The sequence below is a fragment of the Sphingomonas sanxanigenens DSM 19645 = NX02 genome (genome assembly GCF_000512205.2).
GTDB lineage: Bacteria > Pseudomonadota > Alphaproteobacteria > Sphingomonadales > Sphingomonadaceae > Sphingomonas_D > Sphingomonas_D sanxanigenens.
On record NZ_CP006644.1, the window covers coordinates 5687418 to 5708424 of the forward strand.

Annotated in this window: 18 protein-coding genes; 3 read left to right on the forward strand and 15 right to left on the reverse strand. The window is 68.0% G+C overall.

The window, feature by feature from the left end; all coding sequences use genetic code 11:
* Positions 1 to 36: 36 nt before the first annotated feature.
* From NX02_RS31015 to NX02_RS26130, 3 genes are all read right to left on the reverse strand, one after another.
* Positions 37 to 2031, reverse strand: coding sequence for a serine/threonine-protein kinase (locus NX02_RS31015; RefSeq protein WP_025295111.1), 1995 nt, complete (start codon positions 2029 to 2031; stop codon positions 37 to 39).
* Positions 2028 to 2792, reverse strand: coding sequence for a PP2C family protein-serine/threonine phosphatase (locus NX02_RS26125; RefSeq protein ID WP_025295112.1), 765 nt, complete (start codon positions 2790 to 2792; stop codon positions 2028 to 2030). Before NX02_RS26125 ends, NX02_RS31015 begins: the two co-directional genes overlap by 4 nt.
* A 71-nt stretch (positions 2793 to 2863) precedes the next feature.
* Positions 2864 to 3733: a CPBP family intramembrane glutamic endopeptidase gene (locus NX02_RS26130; protein WP_025295113.1), complete on the reverse strand. Its 870-nt coding sequence runs from the start codon at positions 3731 to 3733 to the stop codon at positions 2864 to 2866.
* A 156-nt stretch (positions 3734 to 3889) separates the two neighbouring features.
* Here NX02_RS26130 and NX02_RS26135 point away from each other — a divergent pair, with 156 nt between their 5' ends.
* Entirely contained in the window at positions 3890 to 4165 is a 276-nt protein-coding gene (locus NX02_RS26135) for an acylphosphatase (protein ID WP_025295114.1), read from the forward strand.
* A gap of 16 nt (positions 4166 to 4181) precedes the next feature.
* On the opposite strand, the gene NX02_RS26140 is transcribed toward NX02_RS26135, so the two are convergent.
* A complete protein-coding gene (locus NX02_RS26140; protein WP_025295115.1) occupies positions 4182 to 5312 on the reverse strand; it encodes a CaiB/BaiF CoA transferase family protein in 1131 nt (376 codons plus the stop codon).
* 159 nt (positions 5313 to 5471) lie between these two features.
* On the opposite strand from NX02_RS26140, the gene NX02_RS26145 reads away from it, so the two are divergent.
* Positions 5472 to 7634: a TonB-dependent receptor gene (locus tag NX02_RS26145; protein WP_025295116.1), complete on the forward strand. Its 2163-nt coding sequence runs from the start codon at positions 5472 to 5474 to the stop codon at positions 7632 to 7634.
* A 147-nt stretch (positions 7635 to 7781) separates the two neighbouring features.
* On the opposite strand, the gene NX02_RS26155 is transcribed toward NX02_RS26145, so the two are convergent.
* The 5 genes from NX02_RS26155 to NX02_RS26175 all read right to left on the reverse strand — a co-directional run bounded on the left by NX02_RS26155 (position 7782) and on the right by NX02_RS26175 (position 14865).
* Complete coding sequence (locus NX02_RS26155) at positions 7782 to 8345, reverse strand: DNA-3-methyladenine glycosylase I (protein ID WP_025295117.1); 564 nt, start codon at positions 8343 to 8345, stop codon at positions 7782 to 7784.
* Between the two features lie 45 nt (positions 8346 to 8390).
* Positions 8391 to 9830, reverse strand: coding sequence for an efflux transporter outer membrane subunit (locus tag NX02_RS26160; RefSeq protein WP_025295118.1), 1440 nt, complete (start codon positions 9828 to 9830; stop codon positions 8391 to 8393).
* Positions 9831 to 9890: 60 nt separating this feature from the next.
* Entirely contained in the window at positions 9891 to 13055 is a 3165-nt protein-coding gene (locus tag NX02_RS26165) for an efflux RND transporter permease subunit (protein WP_025295119.1), read from the reverse strand.
* 130 nt (positions 13056 to 13185) lie between these two features.
* Entirely contained in the window at positions 13186 to 14481 is a 1296-nt protein-coding gene (locus NX02_RS26170; RefSeq protein WP_025295120.1) for an efflux RND transporter periplasmic adaptor subunit, read from the reverse strand.
* Between the two features lie 12 nt (positions 14482 to 14493).
* A complete protein-coding gene (locus NX02_RS26175) occupies positions 14494 to 14865 on the reverse strand; it encodes a hypothetical protein (RefSeq protein WP_025295121.1) in 372 nt (123 codons plus the stop codon).
* 320 nt (positions 14866 to 15185) lie between these two features.
* Here NX02_RS26175 and NX02_RS26180 point away from each other — a divergent pair, with 320 nt between their 5' ends.
* Positions 15186 to 15809, forward strand: a complete 624-nt coding sequence (locus NX02_RS26180; RefSeq protein WP_025295122.1) for a TetR/AcrR family transcriptional regulator — start codon at positions 15186 to 15188, stop codon at positions 15807 to 15809.
* A gap of 25 nt (positions 15810 to 15834) precedes the next feature.
* Here the strand turns inward: NX02_RS26180 and NX02_RS26185 are convergent, their stop codons facing one another.
* From NX02_RS26185 to NX02_RS26210, 6 genes are all read right to left on the reverse strand, one after another.
* Positions 15835 to 16353, reverse strand: a complete 519-nt coding sequence (locus NX02_RS26185) for an SRPBCC family protein (protein WP_025295123.1) — start codon at positions 16351 to 16353, stop codon at positions 15835 to 15837.
* Positions 16350 to 16748 (reverse strand): VOC family protein, encoded by a 399-nt coding sequence (locus NX02_RS26190; protein ID WP_025295124.1) that lies wholly within the window; start codon positions 16746 to 16748, stop codon positions 16350 to 16352. The genes NX02_RS26185 and NX02_RS26190 overlap by 4 nt, the downstream gene beginning before the upstream one ends.
* The gene (locus tag NX02_RS26195; RefSeq protein ID WP_025295125.1) at positions 16745 to 17080 is read right to left on the reverse strand and encodes an ArsR/SmtB family transcription factor; all 336 of its coding nucleotides are present in this window, start codon (positions 17078 to 17080) and stop codon (positions 16745 to 16747) included. The genes NX02_RS26190 and NX02_RS26195 overlap by 4 nt, the downstream gene beginning before the upstream one ends.
* Before the next feature lie 52 nt (positions 17081 to 17132).
* Positions 17133 to 18458, reverse strand: coding sequence for a dihydrolipoamide acetyltransferase family protein (locus NX02_RS26200; RefSeq protein WP_025295126.1), 1326 nt, complete (start codon positions 18456 to 18458; stop codon positions 17133 to 17135).
* A 112-nt stretch (positions 18459 to 18570) separates the two neighbouring features.
* Positions 18571 to 19575, reverse strand: coding sequence for an alpha-ketoacid dehydrogenase subunit beta (locus NX02_RS26205; RefSeq protein ID WP_025295127.1), 1005 nt, complete (start codon positions 19573 to 19575; stop codon positions 18571 to 18573).
* 5 nt (positions 19576 to 19580) lie between these two features.
* A complete protein-coding gene (locus NX02_RS26210; RefSeq protein ID WP_025295128.1) occupies positions 19581 to 20867 on the reverse strand; it encodes a thiamine pyrophosphate-dependent enzyme in 1287 nt (428 codons plus the stop codon).
* Positions 20868 to 21007: the final 140 nt, after the last annotated feature.

The following is a 21007-nucleotide window of genomic DNA, read 5'->3' on the forward strand; positions in this document are numbered from 1 at the left end:
GGGTAAGGTTCCATCCAATGACCGCCAGCGTACGCCTTACTGGACGGACTTGAACCAGATCATCTCCGACCGCCAGTTCTGGTCCGCCGCGGCGCTGGCGAGCCGGGTCTGCCATTCGGTGCCGCGCGCGCCAAGCGCGGGCTCGGTCAGTTCCTTGTCGAACGGCCCCCTGCCGGTGACGAGGATCAGGCCGGACCAGCCGGCATGGTCGAGGTCGATGCTGACATCATAGCGATCATTGCCCAATGCCCTGATCGGATAGCCGGTGTGCGGAATCCCGGCGAAGGCGGCGCGGTTGGGAAAGATTTCGGAGATCACGCCCGAGGGTTCGATGCCGACCAGCGTGAAATCCAGCGCGGGATCGCCGATGTCCATCGTCACGATCGAATTCGCCGCCATCTTGCCTTCATAGGCCTTGCCGGGGCCCTGCCGCGTCATCGGGAATTCGCGCTGCGGCACCGTCAGCTTGTGCGGGCCGGTCGAGCGGAACAGCTTGTAGCCGTTGAGCACCGAGCAGCCGGCCTGGGTGATCGTCGCGACCTCGCCGACATTGACGTCGGCACCGCCGCCGAGCGTCCGCACGATCTCGCCGCGGGCATCGTCGACATTGCCGGCGACGCCGGTGAGGCGCACCTTGAGCTGGTCGCCGGACTGGCTGAGATCGACCACGTCGAGCCAGGCGCAGTTGATGTTGGGCATCGCCGAATCGATCCGCCCGCGCGCGAGCGCCACGGGATCGCCCGGATCGACAGCGCCGATCTCCGTGTCGCGCTGCGTCAACCACCACACGCCGACCGCGACCAGCGCGAGCAGCAGCGCCGCGACGATGCCGATGATGAGACCCGTCGAGCTGCCACCGCCGCCGCGCGACCCGCCCGCGCGCCCGCCCAGCGATGATGCCGGGCCGTTGTCCAGCGCGTCGATCACCGCTTCCATCGAGCGCAGCCGCTCGGCGGGGTTGGCCTTCAGCATCTGCGACAGCACCGGGCGCAGCGGCGCGGGTGCCGCCGAGACGTCGATGCCGGCGCGCCGCTTATCGACCGCATCGACCAGCGACCCGCCGAGCGCGACGTTGCGGCCCATCGCGGTGGCGAGGATGACGAGGCCCAGGCTGTAGACGTCGGTCCACGGCCCGATGTCCCGCCCGAAATCGCCGAGTTGCTCGGGCGCGACATAGTTGAGCTTGCCCGCAAAGCCCGAGCCGATGATCGTCGCGGTGTTGTTCGCGACATCCTTGGCGATGCCGAAGTCGATCACCTTCGGCTGGTCGATCCGGCCATCCTTGAGCAGCACATTGTCCGGCGAGAGATCGCGGTGGATCGCACCCAGCGAATGCGCGGTGGCAAGGCCGGAGGCGAGGCGGCGGAGCAATGTCGCCAGATCCTGCGGCGTCGGGTTCTGCGTCGCGAGCACATCGGACAGGTTGGTGCCGTCGATATATTCGGTGACGATGTAGAGCACGCCGAGCTGCGGCTCCTGCGCGATCGTGCGGTACTGCACCAGCGATTCATGCTGCAGCCGGGTGAGCGTGCGCGCTTCCTTCCGGAACATCGCCTGCACATTCTCGTCGGCCGCGAGCGAGGGCAGCATCACCTTGATGGCGACGCGTTCCTCGCTGTTGACGTTGATGCCCTCGAACACCTCCCCCATGCCGCCGCGCGCGATGAAGCGCTTCACCTCGAACATGTGGTTCAGCACGTCGCCGACCTGGATCGAGCGGCCGTCCGAGCGCACCTGGAAATCGCTCTGGAAATCCACCGGTGGCACGGGCGCCGCAGGAGGAGGTGGTGGTGGTGGTGGTGGCGACGGCGGGGGCGGCGCCGCCGCTTCGGGCGGCGCGGCCTTGCGCAGCGAGGACGCCATCACGGTCGGCGGCTCGGCTTCCCCGTCATCGTCGCCCCGGCCGGCTGGCGGTGGCGCCGCTACGGGGCTGGTCGCGCCGCCGGGGCGGGGATGCATCGCAACCGTCTTGGGCTCGTCCTCATCCTCGTTCGGTGTTGGCGGCTGCTTGTCGTTTTCGTCGATCATCATTCCACCGTTTCAATCGGATTGGCCATTGCCGGCGACACCCGCGCGCGGGCGACAACCGTCACCACCGTCACATTGTCCGGCGCACCCAGTTCGAGCGTCCGGGCAACCATCTCGTCCACCACCGTCCGATCGGCGGATGCGGTCAGGAAGTCATGTATCTCATTTTCTTCCATCGTACCGTGCAACCCGTCACTGCATAGGAGGAACACGTCATCGGGGCGCATCATATCGACGATCACGTCGATCTCGACATGCGGCTCGATGCCCACGGCGCGTGCCAGAACGTGCGACATCGGATGGCCGGCCGCGTCGGCCTCGCTCAATATGCCGCGCTCGATCAGCGCTTGGACCTGCGTGTGATCGCGCGTCAGCCGGCGCAAGACGCCGTCGCGCAGCAGATAGGCGCGGCTGTCACCCGCCCAGAGCACGGCGAAGTGGCCGTCGCGTGCGAGCAGCGCCACGACAGTGGAGCCCATCTGCGCCTTGCCTTCGGCGGCGCCGTCATGAATCCGGGCGTTGGCCGCCTGGATCCCCTCCGCAACCGCGCGGCATGCCGCCTCGAACGGCGCGGCGACCCCGATGCCGTCCAGCGCCTCGACGATCGCCGAAGAGGCGAATTCGCCGCCTTCATGCCCGCCCATGCCGTCTGCGACCGCCCACAGGCCGATATCGGGGCGCGCGCAATACGCATCCTCATTGTTGCGGCGGACGCGCCCGGGGTGCGTCGTGGCCGACGCGACGAGTTCGAACGCATCACTCATCCGCGCGCCATCTGCTCATCGACGTCCTCCCCGCTGACGGTCCACTGCTTTGCATGAGCCGTGCAGCGCGCTCATCTAAGCACAGTGCGGCGGCGCCATAAAGCCGGTGCGTCGTCCGATCCGCCGGCCAGCATGCGCCGCGCGGCGATCGCCTGCGGCACGATCAGCGCGATCAGCGCCAAGCTCATCGCCAGCGACGCGTTGAGCCCCTCGGCCGACCCGCCCAGCCACCCCGGCCCGGCCAGATCGAGGTCGAGCAGCGCGCCGAAGCCGCCGGTGCCGGGGTTGGGCTGCAACCCGAACAGCAATTGCTCCGTGGCATTCCAGCCGAAATGCAGGCCGAATGCGCCCGCGATGCCCCGGCCATGCGCGGCGGCGAGCCCGAACATCACGCCACCCAGCAGCAGGTTGAGCAGCGACAGCGGGCTGCGCACGCCGCCGGCAAGGTGGAGCCCGGCGAAGAGCAGGGCGGTGACGAGCACCGCCAGCGCGGTTCCGAACCGCTCCGCGAGCACCGGCTGCACCCAGCCGCGGAAGAAAAGTTCCTCGCTGCCGGCCTGCACCGCAACCAGCGACAGGCCCCACAGCAACGGCACCAACGAGATTCCCGGTGAACCGCCCGGCACCAGCGTGCCCGCCGCGGCACTCACCGCGACAGCGGCGATCAGCCCGGTGACGCCGGCGAACAGCCCGAGCGCGATGCAGCACAGCGGCTTGTCGCCAACCTGCCAGGCACTGCGGCCGAACAGCCGGGCGCCGACCAGCGCACAGGCGGCCAATGCGCCATAGACGAGCAGCATGAACAGCGTCTCGACGACGCGATGGTCGCCGGCCAGCGCAGCGGGCAACAGCGCGGATACCGCCGAGGCGCAGCGCGGCCCAAGCAGCAGCACGGCCAGGCCGGACAGCAGCGCCGACGCGAGCGCCAGTGATGGTCGCACCCCGAAATTCCCCTGACCACGCGATGCCGCCGAGCCCCCCCGCGACACCGCTTTTTCCTCTCCCGATGCCCGGCTTATCCGCCATCCCTGCCCGGCGCGCGATGATCTGCGTCACAGTTTCGGGATCGCAAACGGGATTGCCGCGTTGGCGCTGGCGTGATCGATCGTCGCCTGAGCATCACCGGCCGCGTTCAGAACGTCTCCTACCGGGACTGGTTCGTGCGCGAAGCGTCCGGCCTCGGCCTTACCGGCTGGGTGCGCAACCGGGGCGACGGCAGCGTCGAGGCCTATGTCCGCGGCTCGGAGGAGGCGGTGGCGGCGATCGTCGCCGCCGCCCGGGAGGGCTCGGCCGCGGCGCGCGTGGAGAGCGTGGTCGTGGAACCGACCCCGCCCGAGGCGGTCGAAGGGTTCGAGCGGCGCGCGACGCTCTGATACGCTGCGATCGGCGTCAGCCGCTGCCCAGCCGAGGGCTCCGGTGCTCCGCCACCATGCGTTCGCCGTCGATCATGATCGGGCAGGCGAGACCCGGGCGTCCGTCCGCGTCGGCATCCAGCATCATCCCCCGCGCCACCACCTGGGGATCGGCGAACACCTGGTCGATCCGATTGATCGGCCCCGCCGGGATCCCGGCCGCCTCCAGCGCCTCCGAAAGCTCCGCCATGCCGCGCCCGGCGATCAGTCCGCTCAGGATCGGCAGCAGTGCGGCGCGGTTGACGACGCGGCCGGGGTTGGTGGCGAAGCGTTCGTCGCGCGCGAGCCCCTCGCAGCCGAGAATCGCGCAGAGCCGCTCGAACTGGCGATCATTGCCGACCGCGATGATGACGTCGCCGTCGCGCGTCGCGAAGCTCTGATAGGGAACGAGGTTGGCGTGGCCGTTGCCCATGCGGTGCGGCACCGTGCCCGACGCCATCCAGTTGAGCGCCTGGTTGGCGAGCACGCCCACCTGCGTATCGAGCAGCGCCATGTCGATATGGCCGCCCGTGCCGGTGCGCTCGCGCCGCCGCAGCGCCGCGAGGATCGCGACCGTCGCATAGACCCCGGTGAAGATGTCGGCATAGGCGATCCCCGCTTTCTGCGGTGCGCCGTCCGGCTCGCCGGTCAGCGACATCGCGCCGCCCATGCCCTGGATGATGAAGTCATAGCCCGCGCGCGGGGCATAAGGGCCGGTCTGGCCGAAGCCGGTGATCGAGCAATAGACGAGCCGCGGGTTGAGCGCCGTGAGCGACGGCTGGTCGAGCCCGTAGCGCGCGAGCCCGCCGACCTTGAAATTCTCGATCAGCACGTCGCTTTCAGCGGCGAGCCGACGGATCGCGGCCTGCCCCTCGGGCGTCGCCATGTCGATCGCCACCGATCTCTTCCCGCGGTTGCAGGCGTGGAAATAGGCGGCGCCGAGATCGGCGCCATCGCTGCCGGTCACGAAGGGCGGGCCCCAGTGGCGCGTATCGTCGCCCGCGCCGGGACGCTCGATCTTGACCACCTCCGCCCCCAGGTCCGCCAGCAATTGCCCCGCCCACGGCCCGGCGAGGATCCGCGCCAGTTCCAGCACCTTCACACCGGCGAGCGGCTTCTCCGTCTCCATAGCTTCTCCTCGTTCAGGTGGTGAGGACTATCGCAGGTGCCTGCGCCGATCCATGTTGCAGCGCGGCCACAGTCAGGAGACAAAGTATCAGACACATATTGATACAATGTAACATCTCCCATAGGCACGGCCGATCACAGCCAAAGGGTCGCACCTGTAATGATTCGTTCGCTTCTGCTCGCCGGTTCGGCCTTTTTCTTCGTCCAGCCCGCCTTCGCCCAGCAGGCAGAGATCCCCGTTCCCTCCACAGCCGACGAACAGCCGCAGTCGGGTACTGCCGGCAGCGATGCCCGGCCCGCGCGCGGCGGCGACTTCCACGCCGCCCCGTCCAACGACCTGATCGTCACCGCGCCGTTCCAGCGCCGGCGCGAGGATGTGCTTTCGGGCACCTCGGTGCTGAGCGGCGAGGCGCTCACCCTGGCGCTGCGCCCGAGCATCGGCGACACGCTGACCCACGTTGCGGGCGTTTCCGCCACCTCTTTCGGCCCGAATGCCTCGCGGCCGATCCTGCGCGGCTTCCAGGGGGATCGCGTCCGCATCCTGACGGACGGCATCGGCAGCTTCGACGTCTCCAACACCTCGGTCGACCATGCCGTCGCGATCAACCCGCTGACCGCTGACCGCATCGAGGTGCTGCGCGGTCCTTCGGCGCTGCTTTACGGCTCCTCGGCGATCGGCGGCGTCGTCAACGTCGTCGACAGCCGCATCCCGCGCAGCGTTCCCGACGAGCCGATCCATGTCGAGGCGGTCGCCGGCTATGGCTCGGCCGCGAACGAGCGCTCGATCTCGAGCGCGGTGGTCGCGCCGATCGGCAGCAAGTTCGTCGTCCATGTCGACGGCAGCTATTCGAAGACCGACGATCTTGAGACCGGCGGTTACATCCTCTCCCGCGAACGCCGCGCCGAAGCGCTGGCGAGCGGCGACGCCGAGATCGCCGCGCTCGCCGACCTGAAGGGCAAGCTGCCCAACAGCGCCGGCCGCACCTGGGAGGTCGCCGGCGGCGCCGCGATCATCACCGACGGCGGCAATCTCGGCATCTCGGTCAACCATCTCGACAGCCTTTATGGCGTGCCGGTGCGCTATGCGCTCACCCCCGGCGGGGAGGCCGAGCAGGTCCAGCTCGACATGAAGCAGACCCGTGCCGATCTGCGCGCCGAGGTCAACACCGGCGGCGGCTTCCTCGACAAGGTGCGGCTGCGCGCGGGCTATGCCGATTATCAGCACAGCGAACTGGAAGACACCGGCGAAGTCGGAACCACCTTCTATGCCGAGGGCATCGAGGCGCGCCTGGAACTGGTGCAGGCCAAGCGCGGCGGCTGGGAAGGCGCGTTCGGCGGCCAGTTGCTGATCCGCGACTTCAACGTGGTCGGCGAGGAGAAATTCCTGCCGAAGAACGAAACCCAGCAATATGGCGTGTTCACGCTGCAATCCTTCGATTTCGGTGCGCTGCGTGCCGAAGCGGGCGCGCGCTACGAATATTCGAGGCTCTCTGCGATCGCAGACGGCGATCTCGGCAACCCGGCCTATGCGCGCAGTTTCGATGCGTTCTCCGGCTCGCTCGGCGCCAGCTATGAGCTGGCCCCGGCGTGGCGGATCGGCTTGAACCTGTCCCGCAGCGAGCGCGCGCCTTCGGCGGAGGAGCTGTTCTCGCGCGGCAATCATGCCGGCACGCAGGCGTTCGAGCTCGGCGATCCCACCCTCACCAAGGAAAAAAGCTGGGGTATCGAGGGCACGCTGCGCGGCAAGGGGGAGGGCTACAGCTTCTCCGCCTCGGTGTTCCACAACTGGTTCGACGACTATATCTATGAAACGCAGGTCGATCCGTCGGTGTGCGAGGCGGTCTCCGGCGGCGAGCTGGAATTCCCCTGCTTCAACATCCGCCAGGCCGATGCCCGCTATTATGGTTTCGAGGTCGAGGGATCGGCGCGGGTCTTCACGCTCGGCAACTATACGCTGAACGTGGACGGTCTCGCCGACTATGTCCGCGCCAAGGTCACGCATGTGGGCGATGCACCGCGCATCCCGCCGCTGCGCATGCTCGGCGGCCTCGAACTGCAGGCGGGTTCGGCGACCGGCCGGGTCGAGGTCGAGCATGTCTTCGATCAGAAGAAGCTCTCGGCGTTCGAGACCGAGACCGATGGCTATACGATGGTCAACGCCGCGGTGTCGGTGAAGCCGTTCGGCTATGACAGCGCGACGAGCATCAGCCTGTCGGCGAACAACATCTTCGACGTCGTCGCCCGCCGCCACGCCAGCTTCCTCAAGGATTTCGCCCCGCTCGCCGGACGCGACATCCGCGTGACCGCCCGCGTCGCGTTCTGATCAACGCCCGTCCTCCGCGGGGCCGGGGCTTGTATATGTGCTCGGGGGCTCGACGCCCCCGTTGACGCTTTCTTCCGGCGTTGCCGGAAGCTCGCTGCGCTCGCCTCCACCCCGACCCCTCCTCTGAAGAGGAGGGGCAGAAGGGCGTCACGCCTGTTCGCGGCGGAAGCAGGTGAGGCTGTGGTCGTTGACGATGCCGACGGCCTGCATCCATGCATAGACGATCGTCGGCCCGACGAACTTGAAGCCGCGGCGCTTCATGTCCTTCGAGATCCGTTCGGAGAGCGGTGAGGTCGCGACCCAGCTCTTGCCGTCACTGACGATCGGCTCCCCGTCGGTGAACGACCAGCAGTAGTCTGCGAAGCGTTCGCCGGCGTCTTCCATTTCGCAATAGATCTGCGCACCGCGGATCGTCGCCTCGATCTTGGCGCGTGCGCGAACGATGCCGGGGTCGGCCATCAGCCGATCGATATCGTCCGGGCCGAACGCGGCGACCTTGCGCGGGTCGAAGCCGGCGAAGGCCTTGCGGAAGGCTTCGCGCTTGCGGAGGATGATGATCCAGGCGAGCCCCGCCTGGAATCCCTCCAGCATCAGCATCTCCCACAACATGCGCGAATCGCGCTGGGGCACGCCCCATTCGGTGTCGTGATAGGCCCGGTAGAGCGGCTCCTCGCTTACCCAGGAACAACGCTGGAGATGGTCGGCCGTCATGCAATCTCCTGAATTCTGGCCGACCATCCATAGCCGATCAATGCGTCAGCGCGATGCCGCGGGCGCGCCGCCGGCCGCGTCGGCCTGCCAGCCGCCGCCGAGCGCGCGGAACAGGTCGACCTGCGCCGTCGCCACGCGCGCATCGGACAGGGCGAGATCGCCCTCGGTCTGCGCCAGCGAGCGTTCGGCGTCGAGCACCGCGAGCGAGTCGGTCTTGCCCTCGCGAAGCTGCGCGCGGGCGAGGCGGGCGGCGGTGTCCGCTGCGGTGCGCGCGTCGTTGAGTGCGACGCGGCGGTCGAGCTCATTGGCGTAGACCGACAGCGCCGTCTCGGTCTCGCGCAGCGCGGTCAGCACCGTGCCGTCGAACGCGGCGAGCGCCGCGGCCGTTCCGGCCTCCGCCTGCTCGATCCGCGCGCGGTTGGCCTCCTGGTTGGGGAAGGACCAGTTGAGCAACGGCCCGAGCAGCCAGCGGAACGGACCGCCGGTGAACAGGTCTCCCAGCGACGTCCCGGTCGCGCCGACCGACCCGCCGAAATTGATCCGCGGATAGAGATCCGCGGTGGCGATGCCGATGCGGGCGGTCGAGGCGGCGAGGCGGCGTTCGGCGGCGCGGACGTCCGGCCGGCGCGCGAGCAGCGCGCGGCCGTCGCCGATCGGGATCGGCTGGTCCAGTTTCAGCACGGTTTGGCGCGCACCCGCCGAGGGGGGCAGATCGGCGGGTGCGCGGCCGGTGAGCGTGGCGAGGCGGAACAAGGCCCCGTCACGCTCGGCTCGAAGCGGCGGCAACACGGCACGTTGCTGGTCGCGTAGGGCGGCGACCCGGGCAACGTCGAGCCGGGTACCGCGACCCGCTTCGAAACGCTTGGTGGTGATGGTGAGCGTCTGGTCGATCAGCGACACGGTACGCTCGGCGACGGTCAGCCGCTGCGACGCGGCGCTGGCATCGGCATAGGCACGCGCGGTTTCCGCGGCGACGGCGACGCGAACCGCATCGCGCGTGCCTTCGGCAGCCGCGGCATCGCCGCGCGCCGCCTCGATCGAGCGGCTGACGCGGCCGAACAGGTCGACCTCATAGGAGATGTTCAGCCCGACATCGAATTGCGAATTGGTGCGGTCGAACCCCTGCACCGACTGGATTTCGGGCACGCGGCCATATTGGCCGCTGGCACCGATACTGGTCTGCGGCAAGCGGCCGTTGCGGGTCTCGCGCAGCACCGCGCGGGCCCGATCGAGATTGGCGACCGCCTGGCGCAGATCGGTGTTGTGGGCCAGCGCGTCGGAGACGAGGCCGTCGAGCACCGGATCCTTGTAGAGCCGCCACCACTCGCCGCTCACCTCTTCCTGGGTGAAAGCGGGGCTGGCGCTCTTGACGAAGGCGCCCGCTTCGGCCGGCTTCGGCGTCGGGGCGACATGGTTCGGGCCGACCGCGCAGGCGGCCAGCGTCAGCAGGCTTGAAACTGCCAGCAGGCGCAAAGTGCGGGTCATGATCGAAAACTCCCTTCAAGGTCCCCCCTCCCGCGTGGGCGGGAGGGAGGTTCAATGCTGTCATTCGGCGGGCTGCAGATGGCCCTGCGGTTCCGGGGCCTGGCCGCGCTTCCAGCGGAGGCTGCGCAGCGCGACGTAGAACACCGGGGTGAAGACCAGGCCGAACAGCGTCACCCCGATCATCCCGAAGAACACCGCGGTGCCGAGCGCCTGGCGCAGCTCCCAGCCGGGGCCCGAGGCGGTGACCAGCGGCAGCACGCCCAGGATGAAGGCGAAGCTGGTCATCAGGATCGGCCGCAACCGGGCGCGGGCCGCTTCCACCGCCGCGGCGAGCGGCGTCGCGCCGCGCTCCTCGGCCTGTTTGGCGAACTCCACGATCAGGATCGCGTTCTTGGCGGCGAGCGCGATCAGCACGATCAGGCCGATCTGGGTCAGGATGTTGTTGTCCAGACCCCGCAGGTTCACGCCCGCCATCGCCGCCAGCAAGGTCATCGGCACGATCAGGATGATCGCCAGCGGCAGGATCAGGCTTTCGAACTGCGCTGCGAGCACGAGGAAGACGAACACCACGGCCAGCCCGAAGACGATCGCCGCGACATTGCCCGCCGACTTCTGCTCATAGGCGATCCCGGTCCATTCGGCCTGGAAGCCCTGCGGCAGCTGCTTGGCGATCACCTCCATCGTGCCCATCGCCTGGCCGGTGGAATAGCCGGGCGCCGGCTCACCATCGATCTCGACCGCGGGGAACAGGTTGTAGCGCGTCACGCGATACGGACCCGTCTTGTCCTCGAAGGTCGCGACCGCGCCGATCGGCACCATGCCGCCGCCGTTGGAGCGCGTCTTGAGCTGGGCGATGTCCGACGGGTCGTCACGGAACGGCGCGTCGGCCTGCGCGGTCACCCGGAAGGTGCGGCCCAGCAGGTTGAAGTCGTTGACGTAGGTCGAGCCCAGATAGGTCTGCAGCGCCTCGAACACGCGCGCCGGCGGCACGCCGAGCATGTCGGCCTTGGCGCGGTCGATGTCCGCGTAGATGCTGGGCGTTGCGGTGTTGTAGAGCGTGAAGACGTTGGCGAGGCCCTTGTCCTGATGCGCCGCGCCGATCACGCCGCCCGCCGCCTGCTCGAGCGCCTGCGGGCCTGCCGCGTTGCGGTCCTGCACGATCATGCGCCAGCCGCCGCCATTGCCGATGCCCTGGATGACGGGCGGGGCGACGACGAACACCATCGCATCGTCCATGTCGGCCAGCGCCTTGCGCATGTCGTTCTCGATGTTGAGCTCGGTGCGGTCGGTGCCGGTGCGCTCCTCGAACGGCTTGAAGGTGATGAAGGCCGCCGCCGCGTTGGGCGCCTGGGTGTTGGAGGCGCCGTCGAATCCGGCGAACATCACCGCCGCTTCGGTGCCCGGCACCTGCAGCAGCTTCTTCACCGCCTTCTTGAGCACGCGGTCGGTCTGCTCCAGCGAACTGCCCGGGGGCAGCTGGATCGCGGCCAGCGCATAGCCCTGGTCCTGCGAGGGCACGAAGCCGACGGGGGTGGACCAGAACAGGGCGATCGTCGCCGCGATCAGGCCGCCATAGGTGAGCAGCATCTTCCTGGGCGCATTGGCGACGCGGTGGGTGAAGCCGCCATACCAGTTGCTCAGCTTGTCGAAGCCCTGGTTGAAGCGGGTGCCCGCCAGCCAGACCCAGCGGCGCGGGCCGCGGGCCGGTTCCACGGTCGACTTGGGCTGCAGCAGCCGCGCGGCGACCGCCGGAGACAAGGTGAGCGACAGGACCAGCGAGATGATCGTGGCGACCGCGATGGTCACCGCGAACTGGCGATAGAACTCGCCCGAGATGCCGGTCAGGAAGGTGGTCGGCACGAACACCGCGCACATCACGAGCACGATCGCGACGAGCGCCCCCGCCACCTCGTCCATCGACTGATGCGCCGCCTCCCTTGGGCTGAGGCCATGTTCGATGTTGCGTTCGACATTCTCGACGACGACGATCGCGTCGTCGACGACGATGCCGATCGCCAGCACCAGGCCGAACAGCGAGAGGGTGTTGAGCGAATAGCCGAGCCCTGCCAGCACCGCGAAGGTGCCGATCAGCGAAACCGGGATGGCGAGGATCGGCACCACCGCCGCACGCCAGCTCTGCAGGAAGATGATGACGACGATGGCGACGAGGATCACCGCTTCGAGCAATGTGTGCTGCACGGCGGTGACCGATTCGCTGATGAACTCGGTCGGGTTCCAGACGATCTTGTATTCGAGGCCGGCGGGGAAGCTCTTCGCCGCGTCCGCAAGCTCAGCCTTGATCGCTTCCGAGGTGGCGAGCGCGTTGGTGCCGGGGCGCTGGGTGACCGCCATGATCAGCGAGTCCTGGCCCGACAGATAGGCGTTCACGCCATAATCCTCGGCGCCCAGTTCGACGCGTGCGACGTCCCGCAGGCGGGTGATCGCACCGCTCTCGTCGGTGCGGACGATGATGTTGGCGAATTCCTCGGCGGTCTTGAAGCGGCCCTGCGTCTCGACGTTGAACTGGTGCGCGGCACCCGTGTCGTAGGGCGGCTGGCCGATCGTGCCGGCAGCGACCTGCACGTTCTGCGCGCGCAGCGCCGAAACGATCTCGCCCGCGGTGAGGCCGAGGGTGGCGGCGCGGCCGGGATCGATCCACACGCGCATCGCGAAGTCACGCGCGCCGAACACCTGCACGTCGCCGACGCCGTCGACGCGGGTCAGCCGGTCCCTGAGCTGGGTGAGCGCATAGTTGGAGACGTAGCTGCGATCGAGCGAGTTGTCGGGCGACTGCAGGTTGACCGCCATCAGGAAGGATGGCGATGTCTTGCGGACGACGACGCCCTGGCGCCGCACCTCTTCCGGCAGGTTCGGCTCGGCGAGCGCGACGCGGTTCTGGACCAGCACCTGCGAGGTATCGAGGTCGGTCCCGACCTTGAACGTTACGGTCACGGTCAGCCTGCCGTCGCCGGTCGACTGCGACGACATGTAGATCATGTTGTCGACGCCGTTGATCTGCTGTTCGAGCGGCGCCGCCACCGTATCCGCCACCGTCTCGGCGTTGGCGCCGGGATAGGTGGCGGACACCGTGACCGTGGGCGGCACGACGTTGGGATATTGCGAGATCGGCAGGCCGAAATAGGCGGCCGCGCCGATGATCGTGATGATGATCGCGATCACGCCCGCGAAGATCGGGCGCCGGATGAAGAAGTGACTGATGCCCATCGCTTTCGCTTTCCTGAAGGCGGGCGCACGAAGCCGCTGGCGGCCCGATGGAGGGATCGGGCCGCCGCTTCGGCGTCATCATGAATGGTCCGCCCCCGCCCGCCCTATTCGGCGGGCGGGGGTCGGTCGGTCAGTGCGTGGCCAGCGTGGCCTGCGACGCGGCGGGCGCCCTGACCGGGCTCGATGCCGTCTTGAACTCGGCCGGCGGATCGATCTTGACCAGCCGCGGGGTGACCTTGCCGCCGGGGGCCGCGAACTGCAGCCCCTGGATGACGACGCGGTCGTTGCGGTTGAGGCCCGAACGGATCACGCGCAGCCCGCCGATCTGCGGGCCGGCTTCCACCGGCCGCGCCGAGACCGTGCCCGACTTGTCGACGACGAACACCACCTTGCGCGCCTGATCGGTGCGCACGGCGGCATCGGGGATCAGCAGCGCATCGCGCACGCCGCCGCCGGTCAGCCGCATGTTGCCGAACATGCCGGGGGTGAGGAAATAATCGGGGTTGGCGATCGTCGCACGGCCGCGCATCGTGCCCGAACGCGGGTCGATCGCATTGTCGGTGAAGTCGACCTTGCCCTTCCAGCTATAGCCGGCCTCGTCCTGCAGGCGGATTTCCACCTGCTGGGCGGCGGCGGCGCCATTTTGCCGGTCGCGCTTCCCCTTGAGGAACAGGGCTTCCGAGCCATCGAAGGTGAAGTAGATCGGATCGAGCGCCAGCACCGTCGTCAGCAGGCTGTCATTGGCGCCGACGAGGTTGCCGACATCGACGCGACGATCGGACACGCGGCCGGTGACCGGTGAACGGACGCGGGTGAATTCGAGGTCGAGCGCGCGCTGGCGGACCATCGCCTGCGCGGCCGCCACGCCTGCCTCGCCCTGGCGGACGGCGGCGCGCAGCGAGTCGACTTCTTCCTGGCTCACCGCCTCGTCGGCGATGAGGCGGCCGGCACGGGCATATTCGCTGCGCGCGAGCGCAAGCTGGCTCGCCGCGGTGGCGGCACGCGCCTGCGCTTCGGCCAGCGCCGCCTGGAACGGCCGCGGATCGACGGTGAACAGCAACTGGCCCTTGCGGACGATATCACCGTCCTTGAAATGCAGCGCGACGAGCTGGCCCGTCACGCGCGGGCGGATTTCGACCGACTGGCTGGCTTCGAAGCGGCCGGTATAATCATCCCATTCGGTCACCGCGCGCACCAGCGGCTGGCCGACGGTGACGGTGGGCGGCGCCGGCGCATCGGCCTGCGCCTCGTTGCCGAAGCCCTGGATGCCGGCGTAGGTGGCGCCGGCGACGAGGACCGCGGCGATCGCCGCCTGGCCGGCACGGGGAACGCGCCAGCGGCGGGTGGACGCAGCCGCGCCCGGCCCCTGCTGGTCGGCGCCGCCGGTATCGGCGACGCTGCCATCGGGATTGAAGGACTTGTACATAAGCGACATCTTTCAGCTCGACGGATTGGACAGCGCGCGCGCTGCGCGTGCCGGGAAGCCGGCGGAGAGGAAGGAAGCGACCTCATCCTCCGGCGGGCGGCCGCGGCTGGTGCGCGCGATCACCGCGAAGCGGCGCAGCGCCTCCAGCCGGGGATCGGCCAGCGGATTGGCTGGTGCGAAGCCGAACAACCGTTCGACCAGCCGTCCGAAGAAGCCGCGCTCGCGCACGCTCCAGCGTGTGTCGAAAGCGGCAAGCGCAATCACGCGCTCTTCCAGCGCATCGAAGACGGGCTGATCGTCGGCCGCGGGTGCGGCTACCGGCGCGGTCGCCACCGCACGGGCGGCAGACGCGTACGACCAGTCGTCGAAGGCAACATATGCCACCGGACTACTCCCTGTTTGAAACTGTCTCTAAGCCGAATCAGATGTGACTGACCGGTACGTCCGCCTTAATATGTACCGATCGGTAACATGACAAGCCTTTTCGTGCTGCGGGTGCGAACGAAACCCCGATAGAAAAGCTTCATCGGTAGCAAGCTGCGGCGCATTTGCGCGGCTAAGCCACGGATTGATCCGGGAAAAGCTCGGCTTGTCGCTCGCGTGCGGAACCGGCCGTCATCCTTGCGGTTCACCAAGTGTCAACTATTTGCAACGTAAGTACCGATCTGTTACATCGGATTCGAAATTAGGATGCCATTTGTGAAATGAAGACGGGGACCAAGGCGGGCGCGCCGAAGGACGGATGCTGCGAAGCGCCGCGCAAGGCGGCGGGCGAGCGCATCTTCGATGTCGCCCGAGACCTTTTCTATAAACGCGGGATCCGCGCCGTCGGGGTCGATGAGATCGTCGGCCAGGCCGGGGTGACCAAGCCCAGCCTCTATCGAAGCTACGAATCGAAGGATGCTCTCGTCGCCGCCTGCCTCGAAAGCTTTCGCGACGACAAGGACCTTAAGGTCGATGCGGTGATCGCGGCAGCCGGAGACGATCCGCGCAGCCAGCTCCGCGCGGTGATCCAGCTTTACGCCGCCGACATGATGGCGCCCGATTTTCGGGGCTGCCCCATGTCCAACACCGCGGTCGAGTTCCCCGAGGCTCACCCGGCGCGCGCGGTGCTCGAAGACTGCAAGATCGGGTTCCGCGACCGGCTGGTCGGCATCACCCGCCAGATGAGCGTGCGCGAGCCGGAGGCGCTGGCCGACGGCATATTGATGCTCATCGAGGGCGCCTACAGCACGCACCACATCTTCGGATCGCAGGGCCCCTGCCAGGCGCTGGTCCGTGCCGCCGACGCGCTCATCGAGGCGTATACGCCGATCCGTACGGCGTAAACCGCCGCTCCGCGGCACGGGCGGTTCAGCCGAGCAGCGTGCGCACCTTCGCCTCGCTTTCTTCGTGCGTCACCCAGAAATTGCGCGGGGTACGCCCCGCGACGACATCCTCCATGATCGCCAGATGGCTGGTCCAGCCGCCCGAAACGTCGCGCATCGCGTCGAGATTCGGCAGCCGACTGTGGGTCAGGGTGAGCCGGGTGCCGCCGGCATGCGGTGCGAGCTCGAAGGTGACGATCGATCCGTCGCCCCAATCGTGCCGGAGCAGGTGCGGCGGCTCGATGTCGATGATGGTCATCTCGCCGCGATGGCCGATCGCACCCTTGTGGCGCTCGGGCACCGCGCCGGGTTCGGGCGAGAGCGTGTTGTGATCGAACACGCAGATGATCCGCCCGCCCGGCCGCGGATCGACCGCGCCGGCGGCAAACCATTTCGCGCGCTTCCCGGGATCGACCAGCCAGGTCCACACCTGCTCGACCGGTGCCGCGAGGACGCGGACGATGCGGACGGTGTCGTCGGACAGTTTCTCGGCGAAAGCGCTCATCCTTTGGGCTCCTCGTACAGCATGATCCAGTTGCCGCAGCCATCGTCGAAGGTGGCGACGGTGGGCATCGCCGCATCGCCCTGCGACGGCGGCGCCTTGAAGGTCACGCCGGCGGCGGTCAGCCGGGCGTGGTCGGCGTGGATGTCCGCGGTTGCGAAGGCGGTCAGCGGCACGCCATTGGCCTTGAGCGCGCGCTGATAGTCCCTGGCGAAGTCGAAGCCCGCCGGTTCGAGCGTGATCTGCGCGCCATCCTCATCCTCGGGCGAGGCGAGCGTGATCCAGCGCGCGCTGCCGGCGGGACTGTCGGTCTTGACGACGAAACCCAGCACGTCGCGATAGAAGGCGATCGCCTTTTCCTGATCCTCGACGATGATCGACGACAATGTGATCCTCATGCTTCGTCTCCTGTCGCGTGTTCGGCCTTGATGAGCGCTTCGAGCAGATCGAGCCGGTTGTTCCAGAAATGCTCCCACTGGCGCAGCCATGCCTCCGCCTCGGCGAGCGGCGCCGGGGCGAGCGCGAGGCGGTGGACGCGGCCCTCGACGCGGCGCGTCACCAGCCCGGCGCGCTCCAGCATGCGGACATGCTTGGAGGCGCCTTCGAAGCTGATGGCGAAGGGCTGGGCGAGTTGGCCGATCGAGCGTTCGCCGAGCGCGAGGTTCGCCAGCATCGCGCGGCGGGTGGGGTCGGCAAGCGCCTTGAAGGTCGCGTCGAGTCGTTCAACCATAGGGTTGAAGATAGACGCGACCCTCTTTTCGATCAACCATTCGGTTGAATGATCAGTCTGCGAACAGCAGCACCGGCGTTTCGAGCAGCGTCTTGACGGCCTGGACGAAGCTCGCCGCATCCCACCCGTCGACGACGCGATGGTCGCAGCTGATCGACAGGTTCATCAGCTTGGCCGCGACGATCTCGCCGTCCCGGATCACCGGCCGCTCGACGATGCGGTTGGGGCCGATGATCGCGACCTCCGGGCGGTTGATCACCGGGGTCGTCGCGATGCCGCCGAGCGGGCCGAGCGAAGTGACGGTCAGCGTCGAGCCCGACAATTCTTCCGACCTGGCCTTGCCGCTGCGCGCGGCGTCGGCCAGGCGGAGGATGTCGCTGGCGAGCTGCCAGACATTCTTCGCCTGCGCGTCGCGGATCACCGGCACCATCAGCCCGGCATCGGTCTGCGTCGCCATGCCGAGATGCACCGCGCCGTGGCGGGTGACGACACCCGCCTCGTCGTCAAAACGCGCGTTGATCATCGGGAAGCGCGGCACTGCCCTGCAGATCGCGACGATCAGCAGCGGCAGCAAGGTCAGCTTCGGCCGGCTGCCGCGATTGTCGTTGAGGTCCGCGCGCATGTCTTCCAGCGCGGTGACGTCGATCTCCTCGACATAGGTAAAGTGGGGTATGGCGCGCTTCGATGCCGCCATATTCTCGGCGATGCGGCGGCGCAGGCCGATGACCTTGACGGTCTCGTCCGCTCGCGCGGCGCCGGCGGGATGCAGGCCCTGCGCGGCGCCGTTGTAGGTGAGATAGGCGTCGAGATCGGCATGGCGCACGCGATCGCCCTGCGCGGGCTTCACGTCGGCGAGGTCGATGCCGAGCCTATGCGCGCGATCGCGCACCGCGGGGGAGGCGAGGATCTTCTTCCGCTCCTGCTGCTCCCTCTCCCCTTCGGGAAGAGGGCCGGGGAGAGAGGCAGTGTCCGTGTGACGGATTTCGGGGGCGGCACCGCTCGCTTCGCCTCGCTCGGCTCCCCTCTCCCCGCCCTCTCCCCAAAGGGGAGAGGGTGCCGCCGCTTCCTCGACCTTCTCGACCGTCTCCGCGTCAGGCGTTTCGGCGGCGATCCGCTCGGCGACCTCGCCGGCTTCACCCTCCACCTCGATCACCACCAGCGCGGAGCCGATCGCGATCACATCGCCGACCTCGCCGCCGACCTGAACGACCTTGCCGGCCACCGGCGATTCCATCTCGACCGTCGCCTTGTCGGTCATCATGTCGCAGATCTGCTGGTCTTCGGTGACCAGGTCGCCCACCGCGACGTGCCACGCGACGATCTCCGCCTCGGAAATGCCTTCGCCGATATCCGGCAGCTTGAACGTGAACAGCGCCATTACCCGTTGCTCCGTTCGTCCCGAGCGCAGTCGAGGGACATTGTGGCCGCGGAAATCGTGTCTCGACTACGCTCGACACGAACGGTGGAGAGGAGAAAGCGGTTCATCGCGATCAGTCCTTCAGGATCTTCTTGAGCGCCTCGCCGATGCGGACCGGGCCGGGGAAATAGGCCCATTCGAGGCTGTGGGGATAAGGGGTGTCGAACCCGGTGACGCGCTCGATCGGCGCTTCGAGGTGGTAGAAGCAGCGCTCCTGCACCAGCGCCGAAAGCTCCGCGCCGAAGCCGGCGGTTCGCGTCGCCTCGTGGACGACCATGCACCGGCCGGTCTTCTTCACCGACTCCTCGATCGTCTCGATGTCGAGCGGCAGCAAGGTGCGCAGGTCGATGATCTCGGCGTCGACGCCCAGATCCTCGATCGTGCTCGCGACGACGTGGACCATCGTGCCGTAGCACAGGATCGTCACCGCCTCGCCGGGGCGGACGATCGCCGCCTTGCCGAGATCGATGCGGTAATAGCCCTCCGGCACCTCGCCCGCGGGGTGCGCCGACCAGTTCCGGGCCGGGCGGTCGTAATGGCCGTCGAACGGGCCGTTGTAGATGCGCTTGGGCTCGAAGAAGATCACCGGATCATTGTCCTCGATCGCGGCGATCAGCAGCCCCTTGGCGTCATAGGGGGTGGAGGGAATGACGGTCTTCACGCCGGAGACATGGGTGAAGATGCCCTCGGGGCTCTGGCTGTGCGTCTGGCCGCCGAAGATGCCGCCGCCGAACGGCGAGCGCACCGTCATCGGCGCGATGAACTCGCCGGCGGAACGGTAGCGCAGCCGCGCCGCTTCCGAGACGAGCTGATCGAGCGCGGGATAGATATAGTCGGCGAACTGGATCTCCGGCACCGGGCGCAGGCCATAGGCGCCCATGCCCACGGCCACGCCGATGATGCCGCATTCGGTGATCGGGGTATCGAACACGCGGGTCTTGCCATATTTGGCCTGCAGCCCCGCGGTGGCGCGGAACACGCCGCCGAAATAACCGACATCCTCGCCCATCACGACCACCGCGGGGTCGCGATCCATCATCACGTCCATCGCGCTGTTGATCGCCTGGATCATGTTCATCCGGCTCATTTGCGCGCCCCCGGCCGGCCGGCGACGTCATATTCGGACAGCATTTGCGCGCGCTGTTCCTCGAGGTGCCAGGGGATCTCCTCGAACACCCCCTCGAACAAGGTTTCCATCGGCTGGTGCATGCCGTGGCCGAGCACGCCGTTCTTCTCGGCGGTGCGCGCCGCCGCCTTCACATATTCGGCGAGTTCGAGGTCCATCGCTGCGTGGCGCTCGTCGTCCCATTCGCCGAGCGCGATCAGATGCTGCTTGAGCCGCGCGATCGGATCGCCGAGCGGCCATTCGCTGCGTTCGTCGGCGGAACGGTAGGCGCTGGGATCGTCGGAGGTGCTGTGGCCCTCGGCACGATAGGTGAAATGCTCGATCAATGTCGGGCCCTGGTTCGTGCGTGCGCGTTCCGCCGCCCATTCGGTCGCGGCATAGACCGCGAGCGCGTCATTGCCGTCCACGCGCAGGCCCGCGATGCCATAGCCGATCGCGCGCGCCGCGAAGGTGGTCGATTCGGCGCCGGCAAAGCCGGAAAAGCTGCTGATCGCCCACTGGTTGTTGACCACGTTCATGATCACCGGCGCGCGATAGACGCTGGCGAAGGTGCAGGCGGAATGGAAATCGCCCTCGGCGGTGGATCCCTCGCCGCACCAGGTGGCCGCGATGCGGGTGTCGCCCTTCGCGGCCGACGCCATCGCCCAGCCCACCGCCTGCGGATATTGGGTGGTGAGATTGCCCGAGATCGAGAAGAAGCTCGCCTCGCGCACCGAATACATGATGGGCAGCTGCTTGCCCTGCAGCCGGTCGCCCCTGTTCGAATAGATCTGGTTCATCATGTCGACGATGTCCCAGTCGCGCGCGATCAGCAGGCCTTGCTGGCGATAGCTGGGGAAGCACATGTCGTCGGGCTGCAGCGCGAAGGCGGCGGCGACGGCCACCGCCTCCTCGCCGGTGCACTTCATGTAGAAGCTGGTCTTGCCCTGCCGCTGCGCGCGGAACATCCGCTCGTCGAACGCGCGGGTCAGCGCCATCGCGCGCAGCATCGCGCGCAGGCGATCGGGCGTCAGCCGAGGATCCCAGGGGCCCACGGCCTGACCATTGTCGTCGAGTACCCGCACCATGGTATATGCGAGGTCGTGAAAACTGTCCGGTGCCGCATCGGCGGCGGGGCGGGGGGCGGTACCGGCGGCGGGGATGGCGAGGTCGCCGAAATCCACCGAATCGCCCGGGCGAAACCGGGGTTCGGGTACATGCAGCCGAAGCGGCGGCAGGTTGCGGCGGTCGGGCACGCCTTCCAAGGCTCTCTCCAATTTGCTGTTCTCGGGCCTTGTTATAAAATTTCAAAGGCGCTGGCGAGCCGCATTCGGGCGCGCGAATCCAGCCGGCCGGCAGGAGTCTCGTCATCGCATTGCAATAAATGATGCTGCAGTGCATCATG